Annotated in this window: 20 protein-coding genes, 1 pseudogene and 1 riboswitch; of the genes and pseudogenes, 12 read left to right on the top strand and 9 right to left on the bottom strand. The window is 60.2% G+C overall.

From position 1 onward, the window contains the following. Positions 1-112: 112 nt before the first annotated feature. Positions 113-2,110 carry a transketolase gene (tkt, locus tag JH25_RS10865; RefSeq protein ID WP_032879001.1) on the bottom strand — a complete coding sequence of 666 codons (1,998 nt, stop codon included), beginning with the start codon at positions 2,108-2,110 and terminating at the stop codon, positions 113-115. A gap of 260 nt (positions 2,111-2,370) precedes the next feature. On the opposite strand from tkt, the gene JH25_RS10870 reads away from it, so the two are divergent. The 4 genes from JH25_RS10870 (at position 2,371) to JH25_RS10885 (ending at position 6,788) form a co-directional block, all read left to right on the top strand. Next, positions 2,371-3,366 carry an ArsR/SmtB family transcription factor gene (locus tag JH25_RS10870; protein WP_032878998.1) on the top strand — a complete coding sequence of 332 codons (996 nt, stop codon included), beginning with the start codon at positions 2,371-2,373 and terminating at the stop codon, positions 3,364-3,366. Positions 3,367-3,385: 19 nt separating this feature from the next. Next, the gene (gene metK / locus JH25_RS10875; RefSeq protein ID WP_032878996.1) at positions 3,386-4,576 is read left to right on the top strand and encodes a methionine adenosyltransferase; all 1,191 of its coding nucleotides are present in this window, start codon (positions 3,386-3,388) and stop codon (positions 4,574-4,576) included. A gap of 110 nt (positions 4,577-4,686) precedes the next feature. Beyond that, the gene (gene ligB / locus JH25_RS10880) at positions 4,687-6,351 is read left to right on the top strand and encodes an NAD-dependent DNA ligase LigB (RefSeq protein ID WP_032878994.1); all 1,665 of its coding nucleotides are present in this window, start codon (positions 4,687-4,689) and stop codon (positions 6,349-6,351) included. 41 nt (positions 6,352-6,392) lie between these two features. Next, on the top strand, positions 6,393-6,788 hold the full coding sequence (locus tag JH25_RS10885; protein ID WP_032878992.1) for a DUF1090 domain-containing protein: 396 nt from the start codon (positions 6,393-6,395) through the stop codon (positions 6,786-6,788). A gap of 6 nt (positions 6,789-6,794) precedes the next feature. Here the strand turns inward: JH25_RS10885 and JH25_RS10890 are convergent, their stop codons facing one another. After that, the gene (locus JH25_RS10890; protein ID WP_032878990.1) at positions 6,795-7,244 is read right to left on the bottom strand and encodes a c-type cytochrome; all 450 of its coding nucleotides are present in this window, start codon (positions 7,242-7,244) and stop codon (positions 6,795-6,797) included. Between the two features lie 128 nt (positions 7,245-7,372). On the opposite strand from JH25_RS10890, the gene mltA reads away from it, so the two are divergent. Continuing rightward, on the top strand, positions 7,373-8,566 hold the full coding sequence (gene mltA / locus JH25_RS10895; RefSeq protein WP_032878987.1) for a murein transglycosylase A: 1,194 nt from the start codon (positions 7,373-7,375) through the stop codon (positions 8,564-8,566). 79 nt (positions 8,567-8,645) lie between these two features. Here the strand turns inward: mltA and JH25_RS10900 are convergent, their stop codons facing one another. Continuing rightward, a complete protein-coding gene (locus JH25_RS10900) occupies positions 8,646-9,032 on the bottom strand; it encodes an MAPEG family protein (RefSeq protein ID WP_032878985.1) in 387 nt (128 codons plus the stop codon). A 31-nt stretch (positions 9,033-9,063) separates the two neighbouring features. Then, positions 9,064-9,399 (bottom strand): annotated as a pseudogene (locus JH25_RS0127220) (EamA family transporter); the annotation flags it as partial. Between the two features lie 125 nt (positions 9,400-9,524). On the opposite strand from JH25_RS0127220, the gene JH25_RS10905 reads away from it, so the two are divergent. Beyond that, positions 9,525-10,784, top strand: coding sequence for a cation:proton antiporter (locus tag JH25_RS10905; protein WP_032878983.1), 1,260 nt, complete (start codon positions 9,525-9,527; stop codon positions 10,782-10,784). Here the strand turns inward: JH25_RS10905 and JH25_RS10910 are convergent. The 3 genes from JH25_RS10910 to JH25_RS10920 all read right to left on the bottom strand — a co-directional run bounded on the left by JH25_RS10910 (position 10,778) and on the right by JH25_RS10920 (position 14,161). Further along, entirely contained in the window at positions 10,778-11,665 is an 888-nt protein-coding gene (locus JH25_RS10910) for a formate/nitrite transporter family protein (protein WP_005792214.1), read from the bottom strand. The two genes, JH25_RS10905 and JH25_RS10910, sit on opposite strands and share 7 nt — an antisense overlap. A gap of 71 nt (positions 11,666-11,736) precedes the next feature. Next, entirely contained in the window at positions 11,737-13,656 is a 1,920-nt protein-coding gene (locus tag JH25_RS10915; protein ID WP_032878980.1) for a patatin-like phospholipase family protein, read from the bottom strand. A 100-nt stretch (positions 13,657-13,756) separates the two neighbouring features. Then, entirely contained in the window at positions 13,757-14,161 is a 405-nt protein-coding gene (locus JH25_RS10920; protein ID WP_032878978.1) for an acyl-CoA thioesterase, read from the bottom strand. Between the two features lie 198 nt (positions 14,162-14,359). Further along, positions 14,360-14,466: riboswitch (S-adenosyl-L-homocysteine riboswitch) on the top strand. A 21-nt stretch (positions 14,467-14,487) separates the two neighbouring features. Between JH25_RS10920 and ahcY the strand changes: the two genes are divergently transcribed. From ahcY to JH25_RS10945, 5 genes are all read left to right on the top strand, one after another. Further along, on the top strand, positions 14,488-15,897 hold the full coding sequence (gene ahcY / locus JH25_RS10925) for an adenosylhomocysteinase (protein ID WP_005792218.1): 1,410 nt from the start codon (positions 14,488-14,490) through the stop codon (positions 15,895-15,897). A 179-nt stretch (positions 15,898-16,076) separates the two neighbouring features. Continuing rightward, positions 16,077-16,922 (top strand): methylenetetrahydrofolate reductase [NAD(P)H], encoded by an 846-nt coding sequence (gene metF, locus JH25_RS10930; RefSeq protein ID WP_005792219.1) that lies wholly within the window; start codon positions 16,077-16,079, stop codon positions 16,920-16,922. A gap of 75 nt (positions 16,923-16,997) precedes the next feature. Then, positions 16,998-18,080: a hypothetical protein gene (locus JH25_RS10935; RefSeq protein ID WP_032878976.1), complete on the top strand. Its 1,083-nt coding sequence runs from the start codon at positions 16,998-17,000 to the stop codon at positions 18,078-18,080. A 63-nt stretch (positions 18,081-18,143) separates the two neighbouring features. Then, positions 18,144-18,947 (top strand): substrate-binding periplasmic protein, encoded by an 804-nt coding sequence (locus JH25_RS10940; protein ID WP_032878974.1) that lies wholly within the window; start codon positions 18,144-18,146, stop codon positions 18,945-18,947. Between the two features lie 222 nt (positions 18,948-19,169). Continuing rightward, positions 19,170-21,053, top strand: coding sequence for a DEAD/DEAH box helicase (locus JH25_RS10945; protein WP_032878973.1), 1,884 nt, complete (start codon positions 19,170-19,172; stop codon positions 21,051-21,053). Between the two features lie 186 nt (positions 21,054-21,239). Here JH25_RS10945 and JH25_RS10950 read toward each other — a convergent pair whose 3' ends face one another. Together JH25_RS10950 and JH25_RS10955 are read right to left on the bottom strand one after the other, a co-directional pair. Next, the gene (locus tag JH25_RS10950; protein ID WP_014720298.1) at positions 21,240-21,839 is read right to left on the bottom strand and encodes a YceI family protein; all 600 of its coding nucleotides are present in this window, start codon (positions 21,837-21,839) and stop codon (positions 21,240-21,242) included. Between the two features lie 32 nt (positions 21,840-21,871). After that, the gene (locus tag JH25_RS10955) at positions 21,872-22,423 is read right to left on the bottom strand and encodes a cytochrome b (protein ID WP_032878972.1); all 552 of its coding nucleotides are present in this window, start codon (positions 22,421-22,423) and stop codon (positions 21,872-21,874) included. A 272-nt stretch (positions 22,424-22,695) separates the two neighbouring features. On the opposite strand from JH25_RS10955, the gene JH25_RS10960 reads away from it, so the two are divergent. Continuing rightward, positions 22,696-24,102 carry an adenosylmethionine--8-amino-7-oxononanoate transaminase gene (locus JH25_RS10960; protein ID WP_032878971.1) on the top strand — a complete coding sequence of 469 codons (1,407 nt, stop codon included), beginning with the start codon at positions 22,696-22,698 and terminating at the stop codon, positions 24,100-24,102. Positions 24,103-24,118 lie beyond the last annotated feature (16 nt).

Raw genomic sequence — 24,118 nt, 5'->3', positions numbered from 1 at the left:
TGTTGAATGTTCTGACGCCATCGCGGGCAAGCCCACTCCCACATTAGACCGCGATCCAAATGTGGGAGCGGGCTTGCCCGCGATAGCGCCAGTGCAGACAACGCAGACTGACTTAGTCTTCCAGCAACTCTTCAGCCTGACCCAGGATGTTTTCCAGGGTGAAACCGAACTCTTCGAACAACGCTGGTGCCGGCGCCGACTCACCATAGGTGGTCATGCCGATCACGCGGCCTTCCAGGCCCACGTACTTGTACCAGTAGTCAGCGTGAGCCGCTTCGATGGCGATACGCGCGCTGACCTGCAACGGCAACACCGATTGCTTGTAGCCGGCGTCCTGGGCTTCGAACACGCTGGTGCATGGCATGGATACAACGCGAACGTTGCGGCCCTGCGCGGTCAGCTTGTCGTAGGCCTGAACGGTCAGGCCCACTTCGGAACCGGTGGAGATCAGGATCAGCTCCGGCTCGCCGATGCAGTCCTTGAGCACATAACCACCACGGCTGATGTCGGCGATCTGCGCGTCGGTACGCACCTGGTGTTGCAGGTTCTGACGCGAGAAGATCAGCGCCGAAGGGCCGTCCTTGCGCTCGATGGCGTGCTTCCAGGCCACGGCGGATTCGACCGCGTCGGCTGGGCGCCAGCAGTCCAGGTTCGGCGTGGTACGCAGGCTGGTCAGTTGCTCGACCGGCTGGTGCGTCGGGCCGTCTTCACCCAGGCCGATGGAGTCGTGGGTGTACACATGGATCACACGCTTCTTCATCAGCGCAGCCATACGTACGGCGTTACGTGCGTACTCCATGAACATCAGGAAGGTCGCGCCGTAAGGCACCAGGCCGCCGTGCAAGGACACGCCGTTCATGATGGCGCTCATGCCGAACTCGCGCACGCCGTAGTACATGTAGTTGCCGCTGGCGTCTTCGGCCGAGACACCTTTGCAGCCTTTCCACAGGGTCAGGTTGGAACCGGCCAGGTCAGCCGAACCGCCGAGGATCTCAGGCAGCAGCGGGCCAAAGGCGTTCAGGGTGTTCTGGCTGGCTTTACGGCTGGCGATGGTCTCGCCCTTGGCCGCGACTTCGGCGATGTAGGCCGAGGCTTTTGCCGAGAAGTCGGCAGGCAGGTCACCGGCCAGGCGACGAACCAGCTCGTTGGCAAGCTCCGGGAATTCGGCGGAGTAGGCAGCGAAACGCTGGTCCCATTCGGATTCGGTGGCCAGGCCTTTTTCCTTGGCGTCCCATTCGGCATAGATGTCGGCCGGGATTTCAAACGGGCCGTGGTTCCACTTCAGCGCTTCACGGGTCAGGGCGATTTCCGCGTCACCCAGTGGGGCGCCGTGGCAGTCTTCTTTACCTTGCTTGTTCGGCGAGCCGAAACCGATGGTGGTCTTGCAGCAGATCAGGGTTGGCTGCGCGCTCTTGCGAGCGGTGTCGATGGCGATCTTGATTTCTTCCGGATCGTGGCCGTCGACGTTGCGGATCACCTGCCAGTTGTAGGCTTCGAAACGCTTGGGGGTGTCGTCGGTGAACCAGCCTTCGACTTCGCCGTCGATGGAAATGCCGTTGTCATCGTAGAAGGCAATCAGCTTGCCCAGGCCAAGGGTGCCGGCCAGGGAGGCGACTTCGTGGGAGATGCCTTCCATCATGCAGCCATCACCCAGGAACACATAGGTGTGGTGGTCGACGATGTCGTGGCCAGGGCGGTTGAATTGCGCGCCCAGAACTTTTTCAGCCAGCGCGAAGCCGACAGCGTTGGCCAGGCCCTGACCCAGGGGACCGGTAGTGGTCTCCACGCCTGGGGTGTAGCCGAATTCCGGGTGGCCCGGGGTGCGGCTGTGCAGCTGGCGGAAGCTCTTGAGGTCGTCGATGGTGACGTCGTAGCCGGTCAGATGCAGCAGCGAGTAGATCAGCATCGAGCCGTGGCCGTTGGACAGCACGAAGCGGTCACGGTCGGCGAACGACGGGTTGCTCGGGTTGTGTTTCAGGTAGTCACGCCAAAGTACCTCGGCGATATCCGCCATGCCCATCGGGGCACCGGGATGGCCGCTGTTGGCTTTTTGCACGGCATCCATGCTGAGGGCACGAATGGCGTTGGCACGCTCACGACGGCTGGGCATCGCTGATCTCCTGGAGTTTACTTTTAAAGAAACGGAAAAAAGGACCGGCATTTTCCCTCAGCCACCGCCTGCGGGCAATGACAGATAGTCACTTGAGGGTGTTTTTCCTGTGGTTTGGACGGCAATAGGTTGCAGAAACCTTTAACTGGTTCGTCTAAAGGTTATAGCGGCGGCTTATAACCGCCACTTATCAATCAATATCAAAACTTTTTGATATTGACCTTGCAGGGATTTACACCCGTCACTAGACTGCTGGCCTTATGAACCTACCCGTGCCCTCCCTGCGTCCTGACGACGGCGATGAACTGGCAGCCCTTTGCAAGGCTGCAGGTGATCCGTTGCGCCTGAACGTATTGCGCGCACTGGCCAACGATTCGTTCGGGGTGCTGGAACTGGCGCAGATCTTCGCCATCGGCCAATCCGGCATGAGCCACCACTTGAAGGTGCTGGCCCAGGCCGACCTGGTCGCCACGCGCCGCGAAGGTAATGCGATTTTTTACCGCCGCGCCCTGCCCCATACCGAACAGCTGGGCGGCAAACTGCACGCCGCCTTGCTTGAGGAAGTGGATAACCTGGGCCTGCCGAGCGACGTACAGTCGCGCATCGGCCAGGTCCACGGGCAACGCGCCGCCGCCAGCCAGGACTTTTTCTCCCGGGTTGCCGACAAGTTTCGCGCCCAGCAGGACCTGATCGCCGGCTTGCCCCAATACCGCGAAAGCGTACTGGCGCTGTTGGACAAGCTGAGCTTCAGTACTGAGGCAACGGCCGTGGAAGTCGGCCCTGGCGATGGCGGCTTTCTGCCGGACCTGGCACGGCGTTTCGGGCAGGTGACGGCGCTGGACAACAGCCCGGCAATGCTTGAACTGGCGCGCCAACTCTGTGAACGCGAAGCCCTGGGCAATGTGCGCCTGCAGTTGGCTGACGCCTTGAATGACACCAGCCTGCGGGCCGATTGCGTGGTGCTGAACATGGTCTTGCACCATTTCGCCGCCCCCGCCGACGCCCTCAAGCAAATGGCCGGGTTACTGCACCCCGGCGGTAGCCTGCTGGTTACGGATTTATGCAGCCACAACCAGAATTGGGCCAAGGAGGCCTGCGGTGATCTCTGGCTGGGTTTTGAACAGGACGATCTGGCCCGTTGGGCCACCGCTGCGGGACTCGTTCCCGGGGAAAGCCTCTATGTAGGTTTACGTAATGGTTTCCAGATTCAGGTCCGCCATTTTCAGCGGCCGGCTGGCGACACTCACCATCGGTAAATATCAGGAAAACATCGAGATGAGCGAATACTCCCTTTTCACCTCCGAGTCCGTGTCTGAAGGGCATCCGGACAAAATCGCCGACCAGATTTCTGACGCGGTGCTGGACGCTATCATCGCTGAAGACAAGTTCGCCCGTGTGGCGTGCGAGACGCTGGTGAAAACGGGCGTGGCGATCATCGCCGGCGAAGTCACCACCACCGCCTGGGTCGACCTGGAGCAGATCGTTCGTGACGTGATCACCGACATTGGCTACAACAGCTCCGACGTCGGCTTCGACGGCGCGACCTGCGGCGTGATGAACATCATCGGCAAGCAATCGCCTGACATCAACCAGGGTGTAGACCGTGCCAAGCCTGAAGATCAGGGCGCCGGCGACCAGGGCCTGATGTTCGGCTACGCCAGCAATGAAACCGACGTGCTGATGCCGGCGCCGATCACCTTCTCGCACCAGTTGGTGCAACGCCAGGCCGAAGCACGTAAATCCGGGGTATTGCCTTGGCTGCGCCCGGACGCCAAGTCCCAGGTGACCTGCCGTTACGAAGGCGGCAAAGTCGTGGGTATCGACGCCGTTGTGCTGTCGACACAGCACAACCCGGACGTGTCCTACGCCGACCTGCGCGAAGGCGTGATGGAGCTGATCGTCAAGCACGTGCTGCCTGCCGAGTTGCTGACCAAGGACACCCAGTTCCACATCAACCCGACCGGACAGTTCATCATCGGCGGCCCCGTGGGCGACTGCGGCCTGACTGGTCGCAAGATCATCGTCGACAGTTACGGCGGCATGGCCCGTCACGGCGGTGGCGCGTTCTCGGGTAAAGACCCGTCCAAGGTTGACCGTTCGGCCGCTTATGCCGGTCGTTATGTGGCCAAGAACATCGTGGCTGCCGGCCTGGCCGAGCGCTGCGAAATTCAGGTTTCCTACGCTATTGGCGTGGCGCAGCCTACGTCGATCTCGCTGAACACCTTCGGCACCGGCAAGATCAGCGACGAGAAAATCGTCAAGCTGGTGCGTGAAATCTTCGACCTGCGCCCCTACGCAATCACCACCATGCTCGACCTGCTGCACCCGATGTATCAGGAAACCGCAGCCTACGGCCACTTCGGCCGTACCCCTGCGCAGAAGACTGTTGGCGATGACACCTTCAGCACCTTCACCTGGGAAAAAACCGACCGAGCCAACGACCTGCGTATCGCTGCCGGCCTGTAAGCGTTCGCGCTGTATACAGAAACACCCGGTAAAAAGCCCCGAGCAATCGGGGCTTTTTTGTGGGCGCCTGGATGACTTAGGCTGGGCTCCCTTTTCGAGCAAGGATGCTCATGATGCATAAGTTCATGGCTTTTTTTCTCAGTGTTTTATCCAGCTGGACGTGGGCAGAAACGTGCCCCGATCACGCTCACCTGCAACTCGACAGCTTGGCCAGGCAGATCAGCCAGTGGGACGACAGTTACCACCGCCAGGGCCAATCCCCCATCAGTGACGAACTCTACGACCAGGCCCGCCAGCGCCTGGCGCAATGGCGTGAATGCACACGCCAAGCCACGCCGAAAGCGGACAACCCGCTGGCCAGTTCACGCGGCACGTTACGGCACCCAGTCGCGCACACCGGCCTGGAAAAGCTGCCGGACGAACCGGCAGTCAAGAAGTGGCTCAGCACCCGCCAGGACGTATGGATCCAACCCAAGGTCGATGGGGTGGCGGTGACGCTCGTCTATCGCGAGGGCCGCTTGCAGCAACTCATCAGCCGAGGCGATGGCGTGCTGGGCCACGATTGGTCGGCCTCGGCCGCCAGGATCCCCGGTATCGTCCAACAGCTGCCAGACGCGATTGATGTGGTGCTGCAAGGCGAACTTTACTGGCGCCTTGATCACCATGTGCAAGCGATAAACGGTGGGCTCAATGCGCGCAGCAAAGTGGCCGGCCTGATGAACCGGCGACAATTGAGCGACGCTGAGGCGGCAGGCATCGGCTTGTTCGTCTGGGCCTGGCCTGACGGTCCGGCGGACTTCACCGAGCGCCTGGCCACCCTGACGCGCTGGGGCTTCAGCGATACACAGCGTTATAGCCACCCCATTGCGCACATCAGCGAAGCCACTCATTGGCGCACGCATTGGTACAACGCACCGCTGCCCTTCGCCAGCGATGGCGTGGTGCTGCACCAGGCTGCACGGGCACCCGCCGAGCGCTGGCAAGCCAGTGCGCCTTATTGGATGGTCGCCTGGAAGTACCCAGCCATCAAAGCCCTGGCACTGGTGCGCAAGGTGCAATTCAGGATCGGTCGCACCGGGCGCATCACCCCCATCCTCGAACTGGAACCCGTGTGGCTGGATGATCGGCAGATCAGCCGGGTCAGCGCCGGCTCCCTGAAACGCTGGCAAGCCCTGGATATCCGCCCCGGCGACCATGTGTCGATCAGCCTGGCAGGCCAGGTCATTCCCCGACTGGACGAGGTGATCCTGCGCAACGAAACCCGTGTGGACATGCAGCTACCCAACCCTCGCGATTTTCACGCCCTGAGTTGCTGGCAAATGGAGCCCGGCTGCGAAGATCAATTACTCGCCCGCCTCACCTGGCTGAGCGGCAAACAGGGCCTGGCCTTGCCACATATGGGCCGTGAAACCTGGAACATATTGATCCAGGCCGGTCTAATCGCAGGCTTTCTCGATTGGTTAACCCTGGATGCGGCGCAGCTTGCTACCATTGAGGGCTTCGGTGATCGCACTCGTGAGCGAGTGCTCGACAGTTTTAACAACGCCCGGCAACGCCCTTTTTCACAATGGCTCAAGGCCTTGGGCGTACCGCCAGCGGCGCGCAACAACCTGGAGGGCGACTGGCAGACGCTGGCCGCCAAAGACACCCAAGCCTGGCTGGCCTCAGACGGCATCGGCCCGGGTCGTGCAGCGCAACTGAGCGCGTTTTTTCGCGACCCGCAGGTGCAAGCCTTGGCTGAAACATTACGCGAGGCCGGGATAGATGGGTTTTGAACGCCACCCGGCCACCTGATTGCGACCTTGGAGCTTTATAGATGAAATTTCTCGCCCCCTTTGCCTTGCTGACCCTCGCAAGTTTCACAACCATGCCACTGCTGGCCGCCGAAGAAGCGCAACCGCTCACCGGCTGCGCCGCCAAGCGCCAGGCCATCAGCAGCCAGATCGAACAAGCCAAGGCCCACGGTAACAGCGCCCAACAGGCCGGCCTGGAAAAAGCCCTGAGCGAAGTCACCGCCAACTGCACCGACGCCACCTTGAAAAAAGACCGTGAAAACAAAGTGCTCGACGCCAAGCACGAAGTCTCCCGCCGTCAGGCCGACCTCGACAAGGCCATGAAAAAAGGCGATCCGGACAAGATCAACAAGCGTAAGGACAAACTGGCCGAGTCGCGCAAAGAACTACAGGACGCGGTGGAAGAACTCGACCAGTAAAAACGATCAGTGATCGCGGAACTGTTTATGGCAGGCGCTACAGGCGTCTTCGACTTTTTGCACCGCCGGCTGAAGGTTACTGGCCTTGTAGGGTTGCACTTGGCTGGCGATCACCAATTCACCGGTGGCCGCCTCAAGGTCGCGGGCCAGTTGCTGGAACTGCGCCTGTTTCTGCCACACGTCGTCCCTGGCGCTCGTGTGATCTTCTTCGCGCACGCTTGGGAAGTGCTTCCACGGCTCATGGGACAACGCATCCAGCTTGACCGCGCCTTCTGCAAACCTGGCACCGTCGAACGGGATACGCCCGCGCAACATCCCGCCCAGGTCTTCGCCGGTCTTGAGCATCTGCTTGAAGATCGCCTTGCGTTGGCCCAGTGGGGAATTGGGGTCAACACCGCCACAGGCGGACAAGGCCAGGCAGGCCAGCAGTACAACGGTCAGTTTTTTTAGAATCATGATGGCTTCAGGTCACGGGAAACGGCGGCCAGTATCCTCGCCCCGCCCGCAAAGACCAATAGCCCTATTAATAATAAGGGTTGCCCGAATGCAATGAAGCATGGGTAATCGCTTCAGGAAATGCTTACATGAATATCACCGCGAAACCCTGGAGCCGCCGACTCGCGTGGGCTCTGCCAATGATCGCACTGCTGGCCGGCTGCGATGCAGGTAAAGATTCCGGCAAAGAGGTCGCCAAAGAAGAAGCCAAACCCCATGCGGTCGCCACCTATGTGAGTGCACCCTGGGAAGCCTTGCCGGTGGTCTCCGACAGCGATTTGCTGGCCGGTTTTGAATCCTGGCGCAGCGCCTGCCAGCGCCTCAAAGCCGACCCGGTATGGGGCACCACCTGCGCGGCAGCGGCCAGCGTACCGGGCGATGCCGTGGCGGTTCGCGGCTTTCTCAAGGAACACCTCGATGTCTTCGGCTTGCGTTCGGCCAACAACACACCCAATGGTTTGATCACCGGTTATTACGAGCCGGTCTACCCCGGCAGCCTGACCAAAACCGCTACCGCCCATGTGCCGGTCTACGGCGTGCCGGATGACTTGATTATCGTCAACCTCGAAAGCATCTACCCGGAGCTTAAAGGCAAGCGCCTGCGTGGACGCCTGGAAGGTCGGGTACTCAAGCCTTATGACGACGCCAGCACGGTCAACAGCCAGGGCTCCACTGCCAAGCCGATCGCCTGGCTGACCGACCCAATGGACCTGCAATTCCTGCAAATCCAGGGCTCAGGGCGTATCCAACTGGCGGGAGGGCGCCAACTGCGCGTAGGTTACGGCGACCAGAACGGCTACCCGTACCGCCCAATCGGCCGTTGGCTGGTAGAGCAAGGCGAGCTGAAAAAAGAAGAGGTGACCATGGGCGCCATCAGCGCCTGGGCCAAGGCACATCCGCAGCGCATTCCCGAACTGCTGGCGAGCAACCCCAGCTACGTATTCTTCAGCGCACGCCCCGACAGTAACGAAGGCCCACGCGGTTCGCTGAACGTGCCATTGACCGCCGGCTACAGCGTGGCGGTGGACCGCAAGGTCATCCCGCTGGGTAGCCTATTGTGGTTGTCGACCACCAAACCCGATGGTTCACCGATCACCAGACCTGTCGCGGCCCAGGACACCGGCGGCGCAATCACCGGCGAAGTACGGGCAGACTTGTTCTGGGGCACAGGTGATGCGGCGGGAGAGCTGGCAGGAAATATGAAACAACAAGGGCAAATCTGGATGCTGTGGCCCAAAGGCGCGGCGCTGCCGCAAGTACCGGATGCCCCCGCCGGCACCTGACAGACGCTGATAATGAAATGTGGGAGGGGCGGTGCGACGATTCGCCTTGCCCCCTGCCACAAAGGATTTGCATCAGGCGTTAGATCGAGACAAAGAAAAAACTCGCAATCAACGCCATTCCCACGGCCCACACCAGCGAACGCAAAATCGCCCAATCGGCCAGGTAGCAAATGATGTACAGCAGGCGGCTGGTGATAAACAGCACCGCCAGCACATTGATCGTCACCAGTTCGGCGTTGCCGGCCATGTGCGCAATGACCACCGCCGCGGCAAACGCCGGGGTCACTTCAAAGCTGTTGAGTTGCGCATTGTTGGCGCGCTTGGCGACGCCCTCAACGGTATCGAGGAAAGCACGCGGGTCGTGGTTGTGCCGAGCTCCGAACTTGCCCGTGCTGAACTTGGCGACACCCGTGCATAGATAGGGCAGAAAAATTGCGATCAACACACACCAGAAAGCGACTGTCATCACTCATTCCTTTTTTGGATTTATCCGACGGTTAGAGTTTCATCACGAACATGCCGATCAGCACCAACCCACAAGCTATGAGCCGTGGACGGCCAAAAGGTTCTTTCAAGTAACGCATGCCGAACAGCACCACCAGGATCACGCTGACTTCCCGCGACGCCGCCGCCTCGGCAATCGAGCCCAACTGCATGGCCCAAAGCACCAAAGCGTAGCTCAACAACACGCACAATCCCACGCTCAGGCCCAACCGCCATTGAGTGCGCCAGAACAGGCTGAAGGCCGCACGCTTGCGCACCAGCGCCAGCAACGGAAATGGCCAGGCACTGATCAATGTCAGCCACACCAGGTAATCCAGCGGGTGCGACCAGCACCAGGGCTGTCGCTACCACCAGAACCTCCTCAATTGATTCGTGATGTAACTTCACCTGTTTATACTAAACACCACCTCGGCGCCCCCCATGCGCCTACATTTCCCTGCTCCAAGGACCCCGGATGCTCGAACTTGTCGCCGCCTTCATTTGCCTCACCACCCTGCTCACCTATGTGAACTACCGCTTTATCGGCCTGCCGCCGACCATCGGTGTAATGGTCACTGCGCTGCTTTTTTCCCTGATCCTGCAGGGCCTGAGCTTTATCGGCTATCCCGGCCTGGAGGAGCGCATCCAGCAACTGATAGGCCAGATCGACTTCGGCGATTTGCTGATGAACTGGATGCTCTCGTTCCTGCTGTTCGCTGGCGCCTTGCACGTCAACTTGAACGACTTGCGCAGTTACCGCTGGCCCATCGGCCTGCTGGCCACCTTTGGGGTGTTGATCGCCACCGTGGTGATCGGCAGCCTGGCCTATTACATCTTCGCCCTGTTCGGCTGGCACGTGAGCTTCCTCTACTGCCTGCTGTTCGGCGCGCTGATTTCGCCTACAGACCCGATTGCGGTGCTCGGCGTGCTGCGTACCGCCAATGCGTCGAAACCACTGAAGACCACCATTGTCGGCGAGTCGCTGTTCAATGATGGCACCGCCGTGGTGGTGTTTACCGTGCTGTTGGGTATCGCGCAGTTGGGCGAGACGCCCACCGTGGGCGCCACTGCCCTGCTGTTTGCCCACGAGGCCATAGGCGGCGTGGTATTCGGCGGGCTGATCGGCTACCTCGTGTACCTGATGATCAAGAGTATCGAACAGCACCAGATCGAAGTGATGCTGACCCTTGCCCTGGTGATCGGCGGTTCGGCCATGGCTTCGCAACTGCACGTGTCCGCACCGATTGCAATGGTGGTCGCGGGGCTGATCATCGGCAACCTGGGACGCAACCTGGCGATGAACGACATGACGCGTCGCTACTTGGATGGTTTCTGGGAACTGCTTGATGACATGCTCAACGCCTTGCTGTTTGCGCTGATCGGCATGGAATTGCTGCTGTTGCCATTCAACTGGCTGCACGTATTCGCGGCCAGTTTGCTCGCCGTGGCGATCCTGCTCTCGCGCCTGTTGACGGTGGCCCCGGCGATCTTGCTGCTGCGGCGCTGGCGCACGGTGCCGCGCGGCACTATCCGCATCCTGACCTGGGGTGGTTTGCGTGGCGGTGTCTCGGTGGCCTTGGCCTTGGCGCTGCCCTTGGGTCCGGAGCGCGACTTGTTGCTGAGCATCACCTACATCGTGGTGCTGTCATCAATCCTGTTGCAGGGGTTGAGCATCGGCAAGCTGGTCAAACACGTGACCCGGGGCGAACCCCAGGCCACGCCTGAACATCACTGATCTTTTCTAGTCGGCTGCGGATGCCGAGGGTCCGCAGCAGCTTTGCCTGGCAGGCTGCTCTCACTGCGAATCTGCGCATGGCTGATCAGGGCGAAGATAAAACTGCCGCCGATGATATTGCCCGCCAGGGTCGGTCCGGCAAACACCAGCCAGAAATCCTTCCACGGCAGCTCGCCGGCAAACACCAGGTATGACACTTCCGCCGAACCGACGACGATATGCGTGAAGTCACCCAGGGCCATCAGGTATGTGATCAGGATAATGATCCACATCTTTGCGCTTTCCATTGATGGGATCATCCACACCATGGTGGCGATCATCCAGCCGGAAACGATGCCCTTGGCAAACATCTGGCCAGAATCGTTCTCCATGATCTTGCGTCCGATTTCAAGAAAGGCCAGGTCGGTCTTGGTATCGAAAATCGGTAAATGCAACATCACATAAGCCACCAACAAAGTGCCGCACAGATTGCCTACCAGCACGACTGTCCATAGTCGTAGCAGACGTGCAGCATTGCCCAGAGTGGGCTTGCTCATGACCGGCAGCACCGCGGTCAGGGTGTTTTCGGTGAACAGTTGCTGGCGTGCGAGGATCACCGCCAGAAACCCCGCGCAATAGCCAAAACTGGCTATCACCTTGAAGCCCTCGGCGTCCGGCAGGCGTGAATTGAGCAAACCCATCGCCATCAACGACAGGCCCATGGTGAGTCCGGCGGCCAGTGCCGACCACCATAAGGCGGCGACACTGCGCTCCAGCTCCTGGTCGCCCTGGGTACGGATGATTTCGTGAAGAACCGCCGCACGGGGCGGCTGGTTCTTGTCGACGTCCTGCTGCTCTTCCTGCGACAGGTTGGGGGTCTTGCCGTCTGCTTGAGTGGCCATGATGTACCAAAGTCCGAGGGGTGCCTGAAGCTACGACATGCCGCGACGATGGCTGTTCAATGGCCCGGCAATTAAACCGGAATGCGCCACGCCTTGGCCTGTTCCACGGTGGTGGAACTCACGGGTTTGCTCCAGGGTTTATTGCGCGCTTGATAGTATTTGATGATGCCATCGAGCACGCTATTGAAGTCTTGTGGCGTCTTCGCCTCTTTTAAGTCACGCACCGCACGTTGCAGCAGCTCAACGTTGGATGCCGGCTGGCCAGGACGGTACAGCGATGGGTAGATGACCTCCCGCGTAAAGTTTTCAGCTTTCGCCCCGATATCCCGACTTTGCATCTCGGCGACCGCACTGCTCAATACCTTGGACATACTTGGCACACTGCCCGATTTTTGCTTGGCGCCCACCTGTAAAAGCTGCTGGAAATTACGCTGGCCCGGCGTATTCAGACGTTTGCCCAACCACTCGATGTGCTCGGGCCTGCTGGCGAGAGAGTCCAGGTTGCGTAAGGCCGCAGCAATCTTCGGAGTAATCTTCAGGGACGTGTCGGATTGGTTGGCTTCGGTAATTGCACTGTCCAACGCCTCCAACGCCTGTTTCGCCTCATCGCGAAACCGCAGTGCGTCTGCGCTGGCGGGGTCCTTGCGCAATTCACCCTGCACGCTGGCAAGCATTTGATCATCCATCGCCAACACAGCATCGTCCAGGGAGGCGAACTCATGGCGCTCACGTGTCAGTTCACGCTTTTGCAGGTGGCTCGACACCGATTGGCGAGCCTGGGCCTGCAAATGCTGTTTCTGTTCAAGCGTCATGGTGAAGTTGACGGTGCCGTTGAGCAGGCCGCGAAAATCGCCTTTGTTCGAGTTCAACGGCAATGTCACCGTTTGATCCGAAAACGCCTTGAGCCGGTCATCTTGGTAGGTTTCAGCCGCGGTATGCGGCGTGCCTGTGAACTTGTCAGCCAAATGGCTGAAGAAGCCACCGCTCTGGCGCGGTGGTGAACTCTGCTCGGATTCGAACTTGACGATCAGCGATTCGTCCTTGCCCAAAGGGCTCTCCGGAAACGAACGTTCAATGACACCGGGGGCGGGGGTATTGAGGAGCAGCCCTCCGTCTTGAAACGCCGTAACCTCTGCATCCGCCTGAAACCCATGGCCCTGTTCGGACGGGCTCTTGAACAGGCCCGGCAACGCCCCCGAAATAAGCGCAGCACGGGCGATGTCCATATCTGGCGTCAGGCTGGCATTGAACACCACCAACTGTGGACGACCGTCGAACATGCCTGTGCCCGTGATGTTCAGTTGCTTGATCGCCGGAATATGGCGGCTCAACACCTCCAGGTCGCGAAAGGTGGGCCCGGCTCCGGCTTTGAGCCGGTCGGCGATTTGCGTGACTTCAGGCGGGCGGTCCGCTTTGGGCATACGCTCGATATGGGCAAGAATCGATTGACGTGACTGGTTGCGAATCAATTCTTCCAGGGGCTGCCCCTCGGTTTGCAGGCGCGGCAGCAGGGTCAGCAGCAGTTGCGAAATATTGCCGCCCGGGCCAGGTAGATTGCCCGCAAGCTTGCCAAGTTTGGAACTGGCATCCTGCAGCCAGGCCAGGATCGGATCTTTGCTATTGAGCAGGCTGGGCAAGTCGAGGCTGTTCGACAACTGCGTGAACGCCTTCGCGTCCATGCCACTGGCGAGTAACGCTGCAGAAATCGCACCGGCAGACGAGCCCGACACCACCTTGACGCCTTTGAGTTTGTCGGCGTCTTCAAGCGCCTGCACCATCCCGGGAAAGGCAATGCCCTTGGCGCCACCGCCACTGAGCACCAAGTGAGCGGGCGGCGGCGGTGACAGCACCACCTCGACGCGGCCATCGCTATGCCGATAAATACTCAGGTTGCGCTCGCCCACGCCCTTGACCAAAGGCGTCTTCACGTCCTGGCTGAAGGTTTGAGACGAAAGAGGCTTATTTTCTACAACAGAACTGGAGACTTTCATACATGAGGCTCTCTCTACAGGGTGTAGGCCTGAGTGATGAGAGAGCCTCGGAAGGATCCACACGGAATGATTTGGTAACGCAAATCACGTCGCGCAGGTGTTACTCAGAAAGACCGTCGTCCTGGAACTGGTCCTTCACATACTTGATTTCGGTACGGCCATGGGGCGCCGGCAAACCGTCTTCGCCCAGGTTGACGAAGACCATTTTTTCCACCGTCAGGATACTTTTGCGGGTGATCTTGTTGCGCACTTCACAGGTCAGAGTGATGGAGGTGCGGCCGAACTCAGTGGCGGTGATACCCAGTTCAATGATGTCGCCCTGGCGCGAGGCGCTGACAAAGTTGATTTCGGAGATGTATTTGGTCACCACGCGCTGGTTGCCCAATTGGACAATCGCGTAAATGGCTGCTTCTTCATCGATCCAGCGCAGCAGGCTGCCACCGAACAGGGTGCCGTTGGGGTTGAGGTCTTCGGGTTTTACCCATTTGCGGGTGTGGAAGTTCATGATCACTCCAAAGCGTCTTGCCAAATGATGGGCAACATCATGGCAGAGCCAGGGCCCAAGCTCTATGAGCCATTGCCTATCGCCCCCATGCGCGATCTTCATGCCGCCGACAGAAAGGCTTGGGAAGTGCCACATACACGGCTATAATCGCCTCCGTTTCAAAACGGTCATCTTCGATTGATACCGTTCTCCCGCCACCTGTCCGAGGGGCGCTGCAGCAGGTTCAACCTGTCAGGCTCGGATGGGGCGTTGTCCGGCCTGGTTGCCCTGGCCTGATACTAAACGCACAACGGCGCCCATTCGCACACTACGAATGGAGGCTCTCTATGAGCGCTGTAATGACGCCTGCAGATTTCAACGACTACAAAGTCGCCGACATGTCCCTCGCTGCCTGGGGCCGTCGCGAAACCTTTATCGCCGAATCCGAAATGCCGGCCCTGATGGGCCTGCGTCGCAAGTACGCCGCTGAACAGCCGCTCAAGGGCGCGAAGATTCTGGGCTGCATCCACATGACCATCCAGACCGCCGTACTGATCGAAACCCTGGTTGCCCTGGGTGCCGAAGTGCGTTGGTCCTCGTGCAACATCTTCTCGACTCAGGACCAGGCCGCCGCCGCTATCGCTGCCGCCGGTATCCCGGTATTTGCCTGGAAGGGCGAAACCGAAGAAGAGTACGAGTGGTGCCTGGAGCAAACCATCCTCAAGGATGGCGCGCCATGGGATGCCAACATGATCCTCGACGACGGCGGCGACCTGACCGAACTGCTGCACAAGAAGTACCCGCAGATCCTCGACCGCGTCCATGGCGTGACCGAAGAAACCACCACTGGCGTGCACCGCCTGCTGGATATGCTGGCCAAGGGCGAGCTGAAGATCCCGGCCATCAACGTCAACGACTCGGTGACCAAGAGCAAGAACGACAACAAGTACGGCTGCCGTCACAGCCTGAACGATGCGATCAAGCGTGGCACAGACCACCTGCTGTCGGGCAAGCAAGCCCTGGTGATCGGCTACGGTGACGTGGGCAAGGGTTCGTCCCAGTCCCTGCGTCAGGAAGGCATGATCGTCAAGGTCTCCGAAGTTGACCCGATCTGTGCCATGCAAGCCTGCATGGACGGTTTCGAAGTGGTTTCGCCGTTCATCGACGGTATCAACGACGGTACCGAAGCAAGCATCGACAAGGCCCTGCTGGGCAAGATCGACCTGATCGTCACCACCACCGGTAACGTGAATGTGTGCGATGCGAACATGCTCAAGGCCCTGAAGAAGCGCGCCGTTGTCTGCAACATCGGCCACTTCGACAACGAGATCGACACCGCATTCATGCGCAAGAACTGGGCATGGGAAGAAGTGAAACCGCAGGTGCACAAGGTTCACCGTACCGGCGCCGGCAATTTCGACCCGCAGAACGATGACTACCTGATCCTGCTGGCCGAAGGCCGCCTGGTTAACCTGGGCAACGCCACCGGTCACCCAAGCCGCATCATGGACGGCTCGTTCGCCAACCAGGTACTGGCGCAGATCTTCCTGTTCGAACAGAAGTACGCCGACCTGTCGCCAGCCCAGAAAGCCGAGCGCCTGACCGTTGAAGTACTGCCCAAGAAACTCGACGAAGAAGTGGCCCTGGAAATGGTCCGCGGCTTCGGCGGCGTCGTGACTCAACTGACCAAGACCCAGGCCGACTACATCGGTGTGACGGTTGAAGGCCCGTTCAAGCCGCACGCTTACCGCTACTGATACACCTGCTGCCCACTCTCCCTGTGGGGGAACGGGCTTTAATGTGGGAGGGGGCTTGCTCCCGATGGCGGTGGGTCAGTCAATATATTTATTAACTGACACTCCGCCATCGGGAGCAAGCCCCCTCCCACATCGACGGTGTACACACTCCGCAATTCTGGGTTTCAAAGGGTATGACCATGTCCCAAGACCGTCGCTACAGCTTCGAGTTTTTCCCGACCAAGACCGATGCTGGGCATGAAAAGCTGATGGCCACTGCCAAGGTGCTGGCCAGCTACAACCCCGACTTCTTCTCCTGCACCTACGGCGCCGGCGGTTCGACCCGCGACCGCACGATCAACACCGTGTTGCAGCTGGAAAGCGAAGTCAAAATTCCCGCCGCTCCGCACTTGTCGTGCGTGGGCGACAGCAAGGCCGACCTGCGTGGTCTGCTGACCCAATACAAAGCTGCCGGCATCAAGCGTATCGTCGCCTTGCGTGGCGACCTGCCGTCCGGCATGGGCATGGCCAGCGGTGAGCTGCGCTACGCCAATGACCTGGTGAGTTTCATCCGCGAAGAAAGCGGCGATCACTTCCATATCGAAGTGGCCGCTTACCCGGAGATGCACCCCCAGGCGCGCAATTTCGAAGACGATTTGCAGAACTTCGTACGCAAGGCCAATGCCGGCGCCAACAGTGCGATCACCCAGTACTTCTTCAACGCCGACAGCTACTTCTACTTCGTCGAGCGTGTACAAGCGATGGGTGTGAATATCCCGATCGTGCCGGGCATCATGCCGATCACCAACTACAGCAAGCTGGCACGTTTCTCCGACGCCTGCGGTGCCGAAATCCCCCGCTGGGTGCGCAAGCAACTGGAAGCCTATGGCGACGACGTCAAAAGCATCCAGGCCTTCGGCGAGCAGGTCATCACCGAGATGTGTGAGCAATTGTTGCAGGGTGGTGCGCCAGGGTTGCATTTCTATACCCTGAACCAATCTGAACCCAGTCTTGCTGTCTGGAACAACCTCAAGCTGCCACGCTGAGGTCTGTTCGGTTGTACCAAGGCCCTCAGACGAGGGCCTTTGTCGTTTTACGTGACCCACGGAACCCCGCAGTCCATGAATACAGTGTCCCCGACTTCCCGCCCGCAACTGGTCTATCTGGTCTTCGGTGCCCAGACCTACCACCAGGAAGCGGTATTCAGCATCGCCAGCGCACTGGCGTTCCTGCAGGACACCCCGGACGCGAACGTGGACATTCAGGTGTTCACCGACAATCCAGAGCCTTATCACTTGCTGCCGGTACGCGTGCGCCCACTGGACGAGGCCACTCGCAAACGCTGGAGCGAGCCCCACGGTTATCATTTCCGCACCAAACACGTGGTACTGCGCCAGGTACTGGAAGAGTCGGAGGTGGCGCTGCTGATCGACACCGACACGTTCTTCCACCATTCGCCCATGGCCCTGTTCGAGCGCGTGCAGCCCGGCACCCTGCTGTGCAACGCCTTCTACACCAAGTACGGCGACAACCACGAAAGCATCCTCTACACCGCCCTGCACCAGCGCCTGCTGGAGATGGGCGTGGCCGACGATGACATGATGACCCTCAATTCCGGGGTCATGGGCCTGACCCAACAGGATGCACACATCCTCGACCGCTCCATCGAATTGATGGATGAACTGTTCCCCCACGCCCAGGGCGCCTACACCCTGGAAGAGTTCTGCCTGTCCATCGCCGCCTACCGCACCGTCAACGTGCGCGAATGCCCGGACCTGATCCACCATTACTGGAGCCGCAAACAGCTGTTCCGGGCCAAGGTCAAGGCGTGGATCGCCAAACACGCCAGTGCCCCAACCAGTGCGCAGGCCCTGGCCGATACCCGCCAGGTCTCCTCGCACCTGCCGCGCCCGCCGCGCTTGCAGCGCTTGATGTACAAGCTGATCACCCTGCTGCTGCCCAAGCACCAGCAACAGTTCATTCGTGAAATCCTCTATGGTTGCTACGAGCACGAAAACGAATTCGATCAGGCCTGCGGCCCGGTTTGGTGGGACAAGGCACGACAAAACCAGGAAGAACGCCAGAAGCGCCCACTGGATGCCCACCAACTGGAACACTGGTTCGCCAACCCCGTGGTGCGGCTGATACTGGGCGAGCGTCGCGCCGCGATCCACGAACACTTGCTGGACGCTCCGGCGAAATAACACCGCCCGCCAATGCGCGTGGTAGAGCTTCTCTTTCTGTCGGGAGCGTCGTAACCTCAAGGTATGCCCGCCATTTTCAAGCTACTGACCGCCGTGCTTTTTTCTTGCCTGAGCCTGGTCGCTCATGGCGAGAAACTGCGCATTGTCACCGAGCCCTGGGCGCCCTATGTCTACGACGATAACGGCACCAGGGCCGGCCTGGATTACGAAACCACAGTGGCCGTGTTCCAACGTCTGGGCGTGGAAGTGCAATGGCAATTCCTGCCCTGGAAGCGCTGCCTGGCGATGCTCGAGCAGGGTCACGCCGATGGCGCGCTGGATATTTTCCACAGCCATGAACGCGACGCCCAGTTGCTCTACCCCAGTGAACCCTTGTCGGAAGTCGAATTCGTCCTGTTCTACGCCAATGATCGCCCTCACCCCGCCACAACCCTCGATGAGCTGCGTGGCCTGACTGTCGGCATCTCACCCGGCTACCTCTATGGCGAGACGTTCAGTGGGTCCAGCGCATTCGAGCGCGAGCCTGCCCCCAGCCATGAAGCCAATTTCGGCAAGCTGATGCTCGGACGCATCGACATGGTCGTGACTGACCGGCGAGTGGGGCAGCACATCATCAAGACGCTGGGCCTTGAGGGCAAAGTCAGCCAGGCGGCAGTGGTGGTCAGCCGCCAACAACAATTTCTCGCGGTGCGCCGTGGAGCCGGCATGGACCTGTTGGTACAGCGCTTTGCCGCCGAGCTCAAGCGCTTCAAGCAAGAGCCGGCCTATGCCGCCTTGAGCGCCAAATATGGTGGGATGCAGGCGCAAACCTCCCCGATATCAGCCTCCGAACACGCCGTTGAGCAGCAGGAAAGCAGCGCGCCGTGATTGCTCTGTTATACTCCGGCCTTTCCGCCAGGCTTACGCCCGGCCGCTCGGGTCTTGAAAAAGGCACCCAACCCAGCTACTGCGCAGCTTTGCAGCCCGCGCGAGCCGGTGGAGTGCCCGCCAGACACAGCAGGACCGGACGGGATTGCGCTCCCCTAAGCGCCATTCACGCCCGGCAAGATTATCCCTTTGGGCCAAGCCCTAACTAAAACAGGATTACTCATGTCCTTTGCTTCCCTCGGTCTCTCCGAGGCTTTAGTCCGCGCCATCGAGGCAGCGGGCTATACCGAGCCTACTCCGGTGCAACAGCGGGCCATTCCCGCCGTGTTGCAAGGTCGCGACCTGATGGTCGCGGCTCAGACAGGTACCGGTAAAACCGGTGGTTTCGCCCTCCCGATTCTGGAGCGGTTGTTTCCCAACGGTCACCCGGACAAATCCCAGCGTCACGGCCCGCGCCAACCGCGTGTACTGGTCCTGACCCCTACCCGCGAACTCGCAGCCCAGGTCCACGACAGCTTCAAGCTGTACGCCCGCGACCTGAAGTTCGTCAGCGCCTGCATCTTCGGCGGCGTCGGCATGAACCCACAGGTTCAGGCCATGTCCCGTGGCGTTGACGTACTGGTCGCTTGCCCGGGTCGTTTGCTCGACCTGTGCGGCCAGGGCAGCGTCGATTTGTCCCACGTGGAAATCCTCGTGCTGGACGAAGCCGACCGTATGCTCGACATGGGCTTTGTCCATGACGTGAAAAAGGTCCTCGCACGCCTGCCGGCCAAACGTCAGAACCTGCTGTTTTCGGCAACGTTCTCCCAGGACATCACGGCCCTGGCCGGCAAGCTGCTGCACAACCCGGAGCGCATCGAAGTCACGCCACCGAACACCACGGTCGAGCGTATCGAGCAACGCGTATTCCGCCTCGCCGCCAGCCACAAGCGCTCGCTGCTGGCGCACTTGATCACCCACGGCGCGTGGGAACAGGTGCTGGTCTTCACCCGCACCAAGCACGGCGCCAACCGCCTGGCCGAGTACCTGGACAAACACGGCCTCACCGCTGTTGCCATCCACGGTAACAAGAGCCAGAACGCTCGCACCAAAGCCCTGGCCGACTTCAAGGCCGGCACTGTGCGCATCCTGGTCGCCACCGATATCGCCGCCCGCGGCCTGGATATCGACCAGTTGCCACACGTGGTCAACTTCGAGCTGCCGAACGTCGATGAAGACTATGTGCACCGTATCGGCCGTACTGGCCGTGCCGGTCGTTCGGGTGAGGCCATTTCCCTGGTCGCACCGGACGAAGAAAAACTGCTGAAAAGTATCGAACGTATGACCAAGCAGAAAATCGCCGACGGCGACCTGATGGGCTTCGATGCCAGCGCCGTGGAGGCCGAGAAACCTGAAGCCCGCGAGCGTCCGGATGTGCGTAACCCGCGCAACCCACGCGGTCCGAAGGGCGATGGCCCGAACGGCGGCGGTGGTGGCGGTGGTCGTCGCGACAAAGGCAAGGACAAGGGCAAGGAAAAGTCCGCCACCAGCAGCCGAGGTGAACGCCCGGCCCGTGAGCAAAAGCCACGTGAAGGCACCCCGGCCCGCGAACAGCGCCAGCCGAGCCAGCCGCCACGCGCCGCCGCTGACCGTGCCCCGGACGAGTTCCTCGACGACGATGTGGATAACTTCGGTAACCGCGTCGACTACGTGCCCCAGGCCAAGCCGGCCCAGGGCCGTGGCCGTCGTCCAGGTGCCCCGGCACAAGGCGCCGGTGCGGGTGCTCCCCGTGGCGGCCAGCCACAGGGTGGCCGTCAGAACGGCCCGCGCAACAGCAGCGGCGGCAGCACCGGTACTCCGCCTGCCAAGCGCAGCGGCCCGCGTAATGGTGCACCGCGTGACGGCCAGGCGCGTCGCGAAGATTCGCGCAGCAACAACCGCCGCCCGGCCCGTGACGACCAGCCGCGTCTGTCCGAGCCAGCGGTGCAAAACCCGCGTGGTGGCCCGGCGCCGAAGATCATCCACAAGGAGTCGAAAGCTGATCGCTTCCCGACACCCGAGCAGTTGGACCAACTGCCAGGCCGTCCTCGTGGTGAGAAACCGGCGCTGCTGACCCGCAACCGCTGAGCTCCAAAGCCATAGGCGTTGACCGCTACATCGCCATCGCGGGCAAGCCCACTCCCACAAGGGAATGCATTTCAAGTGTGGGAGCTGGCTTGCCTGCGATGAGGCCCGGCTAGGCAACACGAATCCCCAGCCAAAAAAATGCCCCGCATCGAAAGATGCGGGGCATTTTTGTATGCGCGGCGAAAATTACTTCGCTTTCACACCTTCAAACGTGATGTACAGCTGAACGTTGTCAGACTGTGGACCTACGTCCATACCGTCTTTGTTGAATTCCTTGCGGCTGATGTTGGTGGTGCCTTCAAAGCCGGCACGGTAGCCGCCCCATGGATCCTTGCCTTCGCCCAGGAACGTGGCTTTGACCAGGATCGGCTTGGTCACACCGTGGAAGGTCAGGTCGCCGGTCACATCAGCAGTCAGCTTGCCATCAGCATTTTTGCCAGTTGGCTTGACGCTGGTGGAGACGAACTTGGCATCAGGGAATTTGCCCGACTCCAGGAAGTCCTTGCTGTTGACGTGCTTGTCGCGCTCGGCGTGGTTGGAGAACACGCTGGCAGTACGCACGTTAACTTCAATCTTGGCGTCTTCCGGCTTGGCGGCGTCAAAGCTGAACTTGCCGTCCAGGTCCTTGAAGGTACCGGTAATGTAGCTGTAGCCCAGGTGGCTGATCTTGAAATCGACGAAGGCGTGCTGGCCTTCCTTGTCGATCACGTAGTCAGCGGCCATCGCCGAACCTGCGGACAGCAGAGCAGAACCGATTGCCAGCGCAGCGAGTGTTTTTTTCAACATGCTTTCTATTCCTTGTGAGTCGAGGTTGAACATCAGGCTTTGCGCCCCAGCATTCGTGTCAGGGTCGCATCACGATCGATAAAGTGGTGTTTCAATGCAGCCACGCCATGCAAACCGGCGAAGACCACCAACACCCAGGCCAGGTACAGATGCACCCAACCGGCTGTGTCTGCCTGGTCCGGTAGACCGGAAACCACGGCAGGAATTTCAAACAGGCCAAACACCGGAATACCGACACCGTCGGCGGTGGAAATCAGGTAACCGGCAATCATCACGGCAAACAGCCCCAGATACAGGAACGCATGGCCAAATGCAGCACCGATCCGCGTCATACGGCTATAGCTGGCCAGCGGCGGTGGCGGCGGGCTGACCAGACGCCAGACGATACGCACCAGCATGATGGCAAACAGCGTGATGCCAATGCTCTTGTGCAAGTCGGGCGCATCTTTGCGCCAGGCACTGTAGTAGTCGAGGCCGACCATCCACAGGCCCAATGCGAATAAACCAAACACCACCAAGGCGACGCCCCAGTGTAGAACCATGCTGACCCAGCCGTACCGGGCGGGAGAATTGCGTAGCTGCATGTACTTAATCCCGTAAGAACTGTGCCCAAGACTAGCGTTTTACCTATCGAATTAAAGCGGAAAATTTCGCTTTGAAATATCGAGAAATACGATGAAGAGGCTAGGTATCATAAATTAACAAGGGATTAAGACTATTCCCAAGAAACGCGACAGACCGTCCTGCATTTACCGCCAATTGCCCCACAATGGCTTGTGACACGCGCCACCATTGCATAGGCTTGCGCGATTGTTTCGCCTGCGCGCGCCGCAGGATCGCTTCGAGGAGATCACCGATGGGCTTGAACAACCAGTGGATGCAACGCGACCTCGCGGTGCTGTGGCATCCCTGCACCCAGATGAAAGACCACCAGCAACTTCCGCTGGTCCCGATCAAGCGCGGTGAAGGCGTATGGCTGGAAGACTTCGAAGGCAAACGCTACCTCGACGCCGTCAGCTCCTGGTGGGTCAACGTGTTCGGCCACGCCAACCCGCGCATCAACCAGCGCATCAAGGACCAGGTCGATCAGTTGGAGCATGTGATCCTCGCCGGTTTCAGCCACCAGCCAGTGATCGAGTTGTCCGAGCGCCTCGTGCAGATGACGCCTGAAGGCCTGACGCGCTGCTTCTACGCCGATAACGGTTCATCCTGTATCGAAGTCGCATTGAAGATGAGCTTTCACTACTGGCTCAACCGCGGCCTGCCGAACAAGAAGCGCTTCGTCACCCTAACCAACAGCTACCACGGCGAAACCATCGCCGCGATGTCGGTAGGCGACGTGCCGTTGTTTACCGAGACCTACAAGGCGCTGCTGCTCGACACCATCAAAGTGCCAAGCCCCGATTGCTACCTGCGCCCCGACGGCATGAGCTGGGAAGAACACTCGCGCACCATGTTCCTGGCCATGGAACAGACCCTGGCTGACCACCACGATACCGTTGCCGCGGTGATCGTCGAGCCACTGATCCAGGGCGCCGGCGGCATGAGGATGTACCACCCGGTGTACCTCAAGCTGCTGCGCGAAGCCTGCGACCGCTACGGCGTGCACTTGATCCACGACGAAATCGCCGTCGGCTTCGGCCGCACCGGCAGCATGTTCGCCTGTGAACAAGCCGGCATCCGCCCGGACTTCCTGTGCCTGTCCAAGGCCCTCACCGGCGGCTACTTGCCGCTGGCCGCCGTGGTCACCACCGAAGATGTCTACAGTGCCTTCTACGACGACTACCCTACCCTGCGCGCCTTCCTGCACTCCCACAGCTACACCGGCAACCCGCTGGCGTGCGCGGCAGCCTTGGCGACGCTGGATATCTTTGAAGAAGACAACGTCATCGAAAACAACAAGGCCCTGGCCCAGCGCATGGCGACCGCCACCGCGCACCTGGTGGACCATCCTCACGTTTCGGAAGTGCGTCAGACGGGCATGGTGCTGGCGATCGAGATGGTGCAGGACAAAGCCACCAAGGCCGCCTACCCGTGGCAGGAACGCCGTGGCTTGAAGGTATTCGAACACGCACTGGAGCGCGGCGCGCTGTTGCGGCCACTGGGCAGCGTGGTGTATTTCCTGCCGCCCTATGTGATTACACCGGAGCAGATCGACTTCCTGGCCGAAGTGGCCAGCGAGGGGATTGATATCGCCACTAACAGCAAAGTCAGTGTGGCGGTGCCCAAAGATTTCCATCCAGGCTTCCGTGACCCGGGTTGATACCAACCCCTGTAAG

The organism is Pseudomonas sp. BRG-100, from assembly GCF_000737955.1.
Taxonomy (GTDB): domain Bacteria; phylum Pseudomonadota; class Gammaproteobacteria; order Pseudomonadales; family Pseudomonadaceae; genus Aquipseudomonas; species Aquipseudomonas synxantha_A.
The sequence above is the reverse complement of the archived record's forward strand: the minus strand, read 5'-3'. Positions and strand labels throughout refer to the sequence as shown.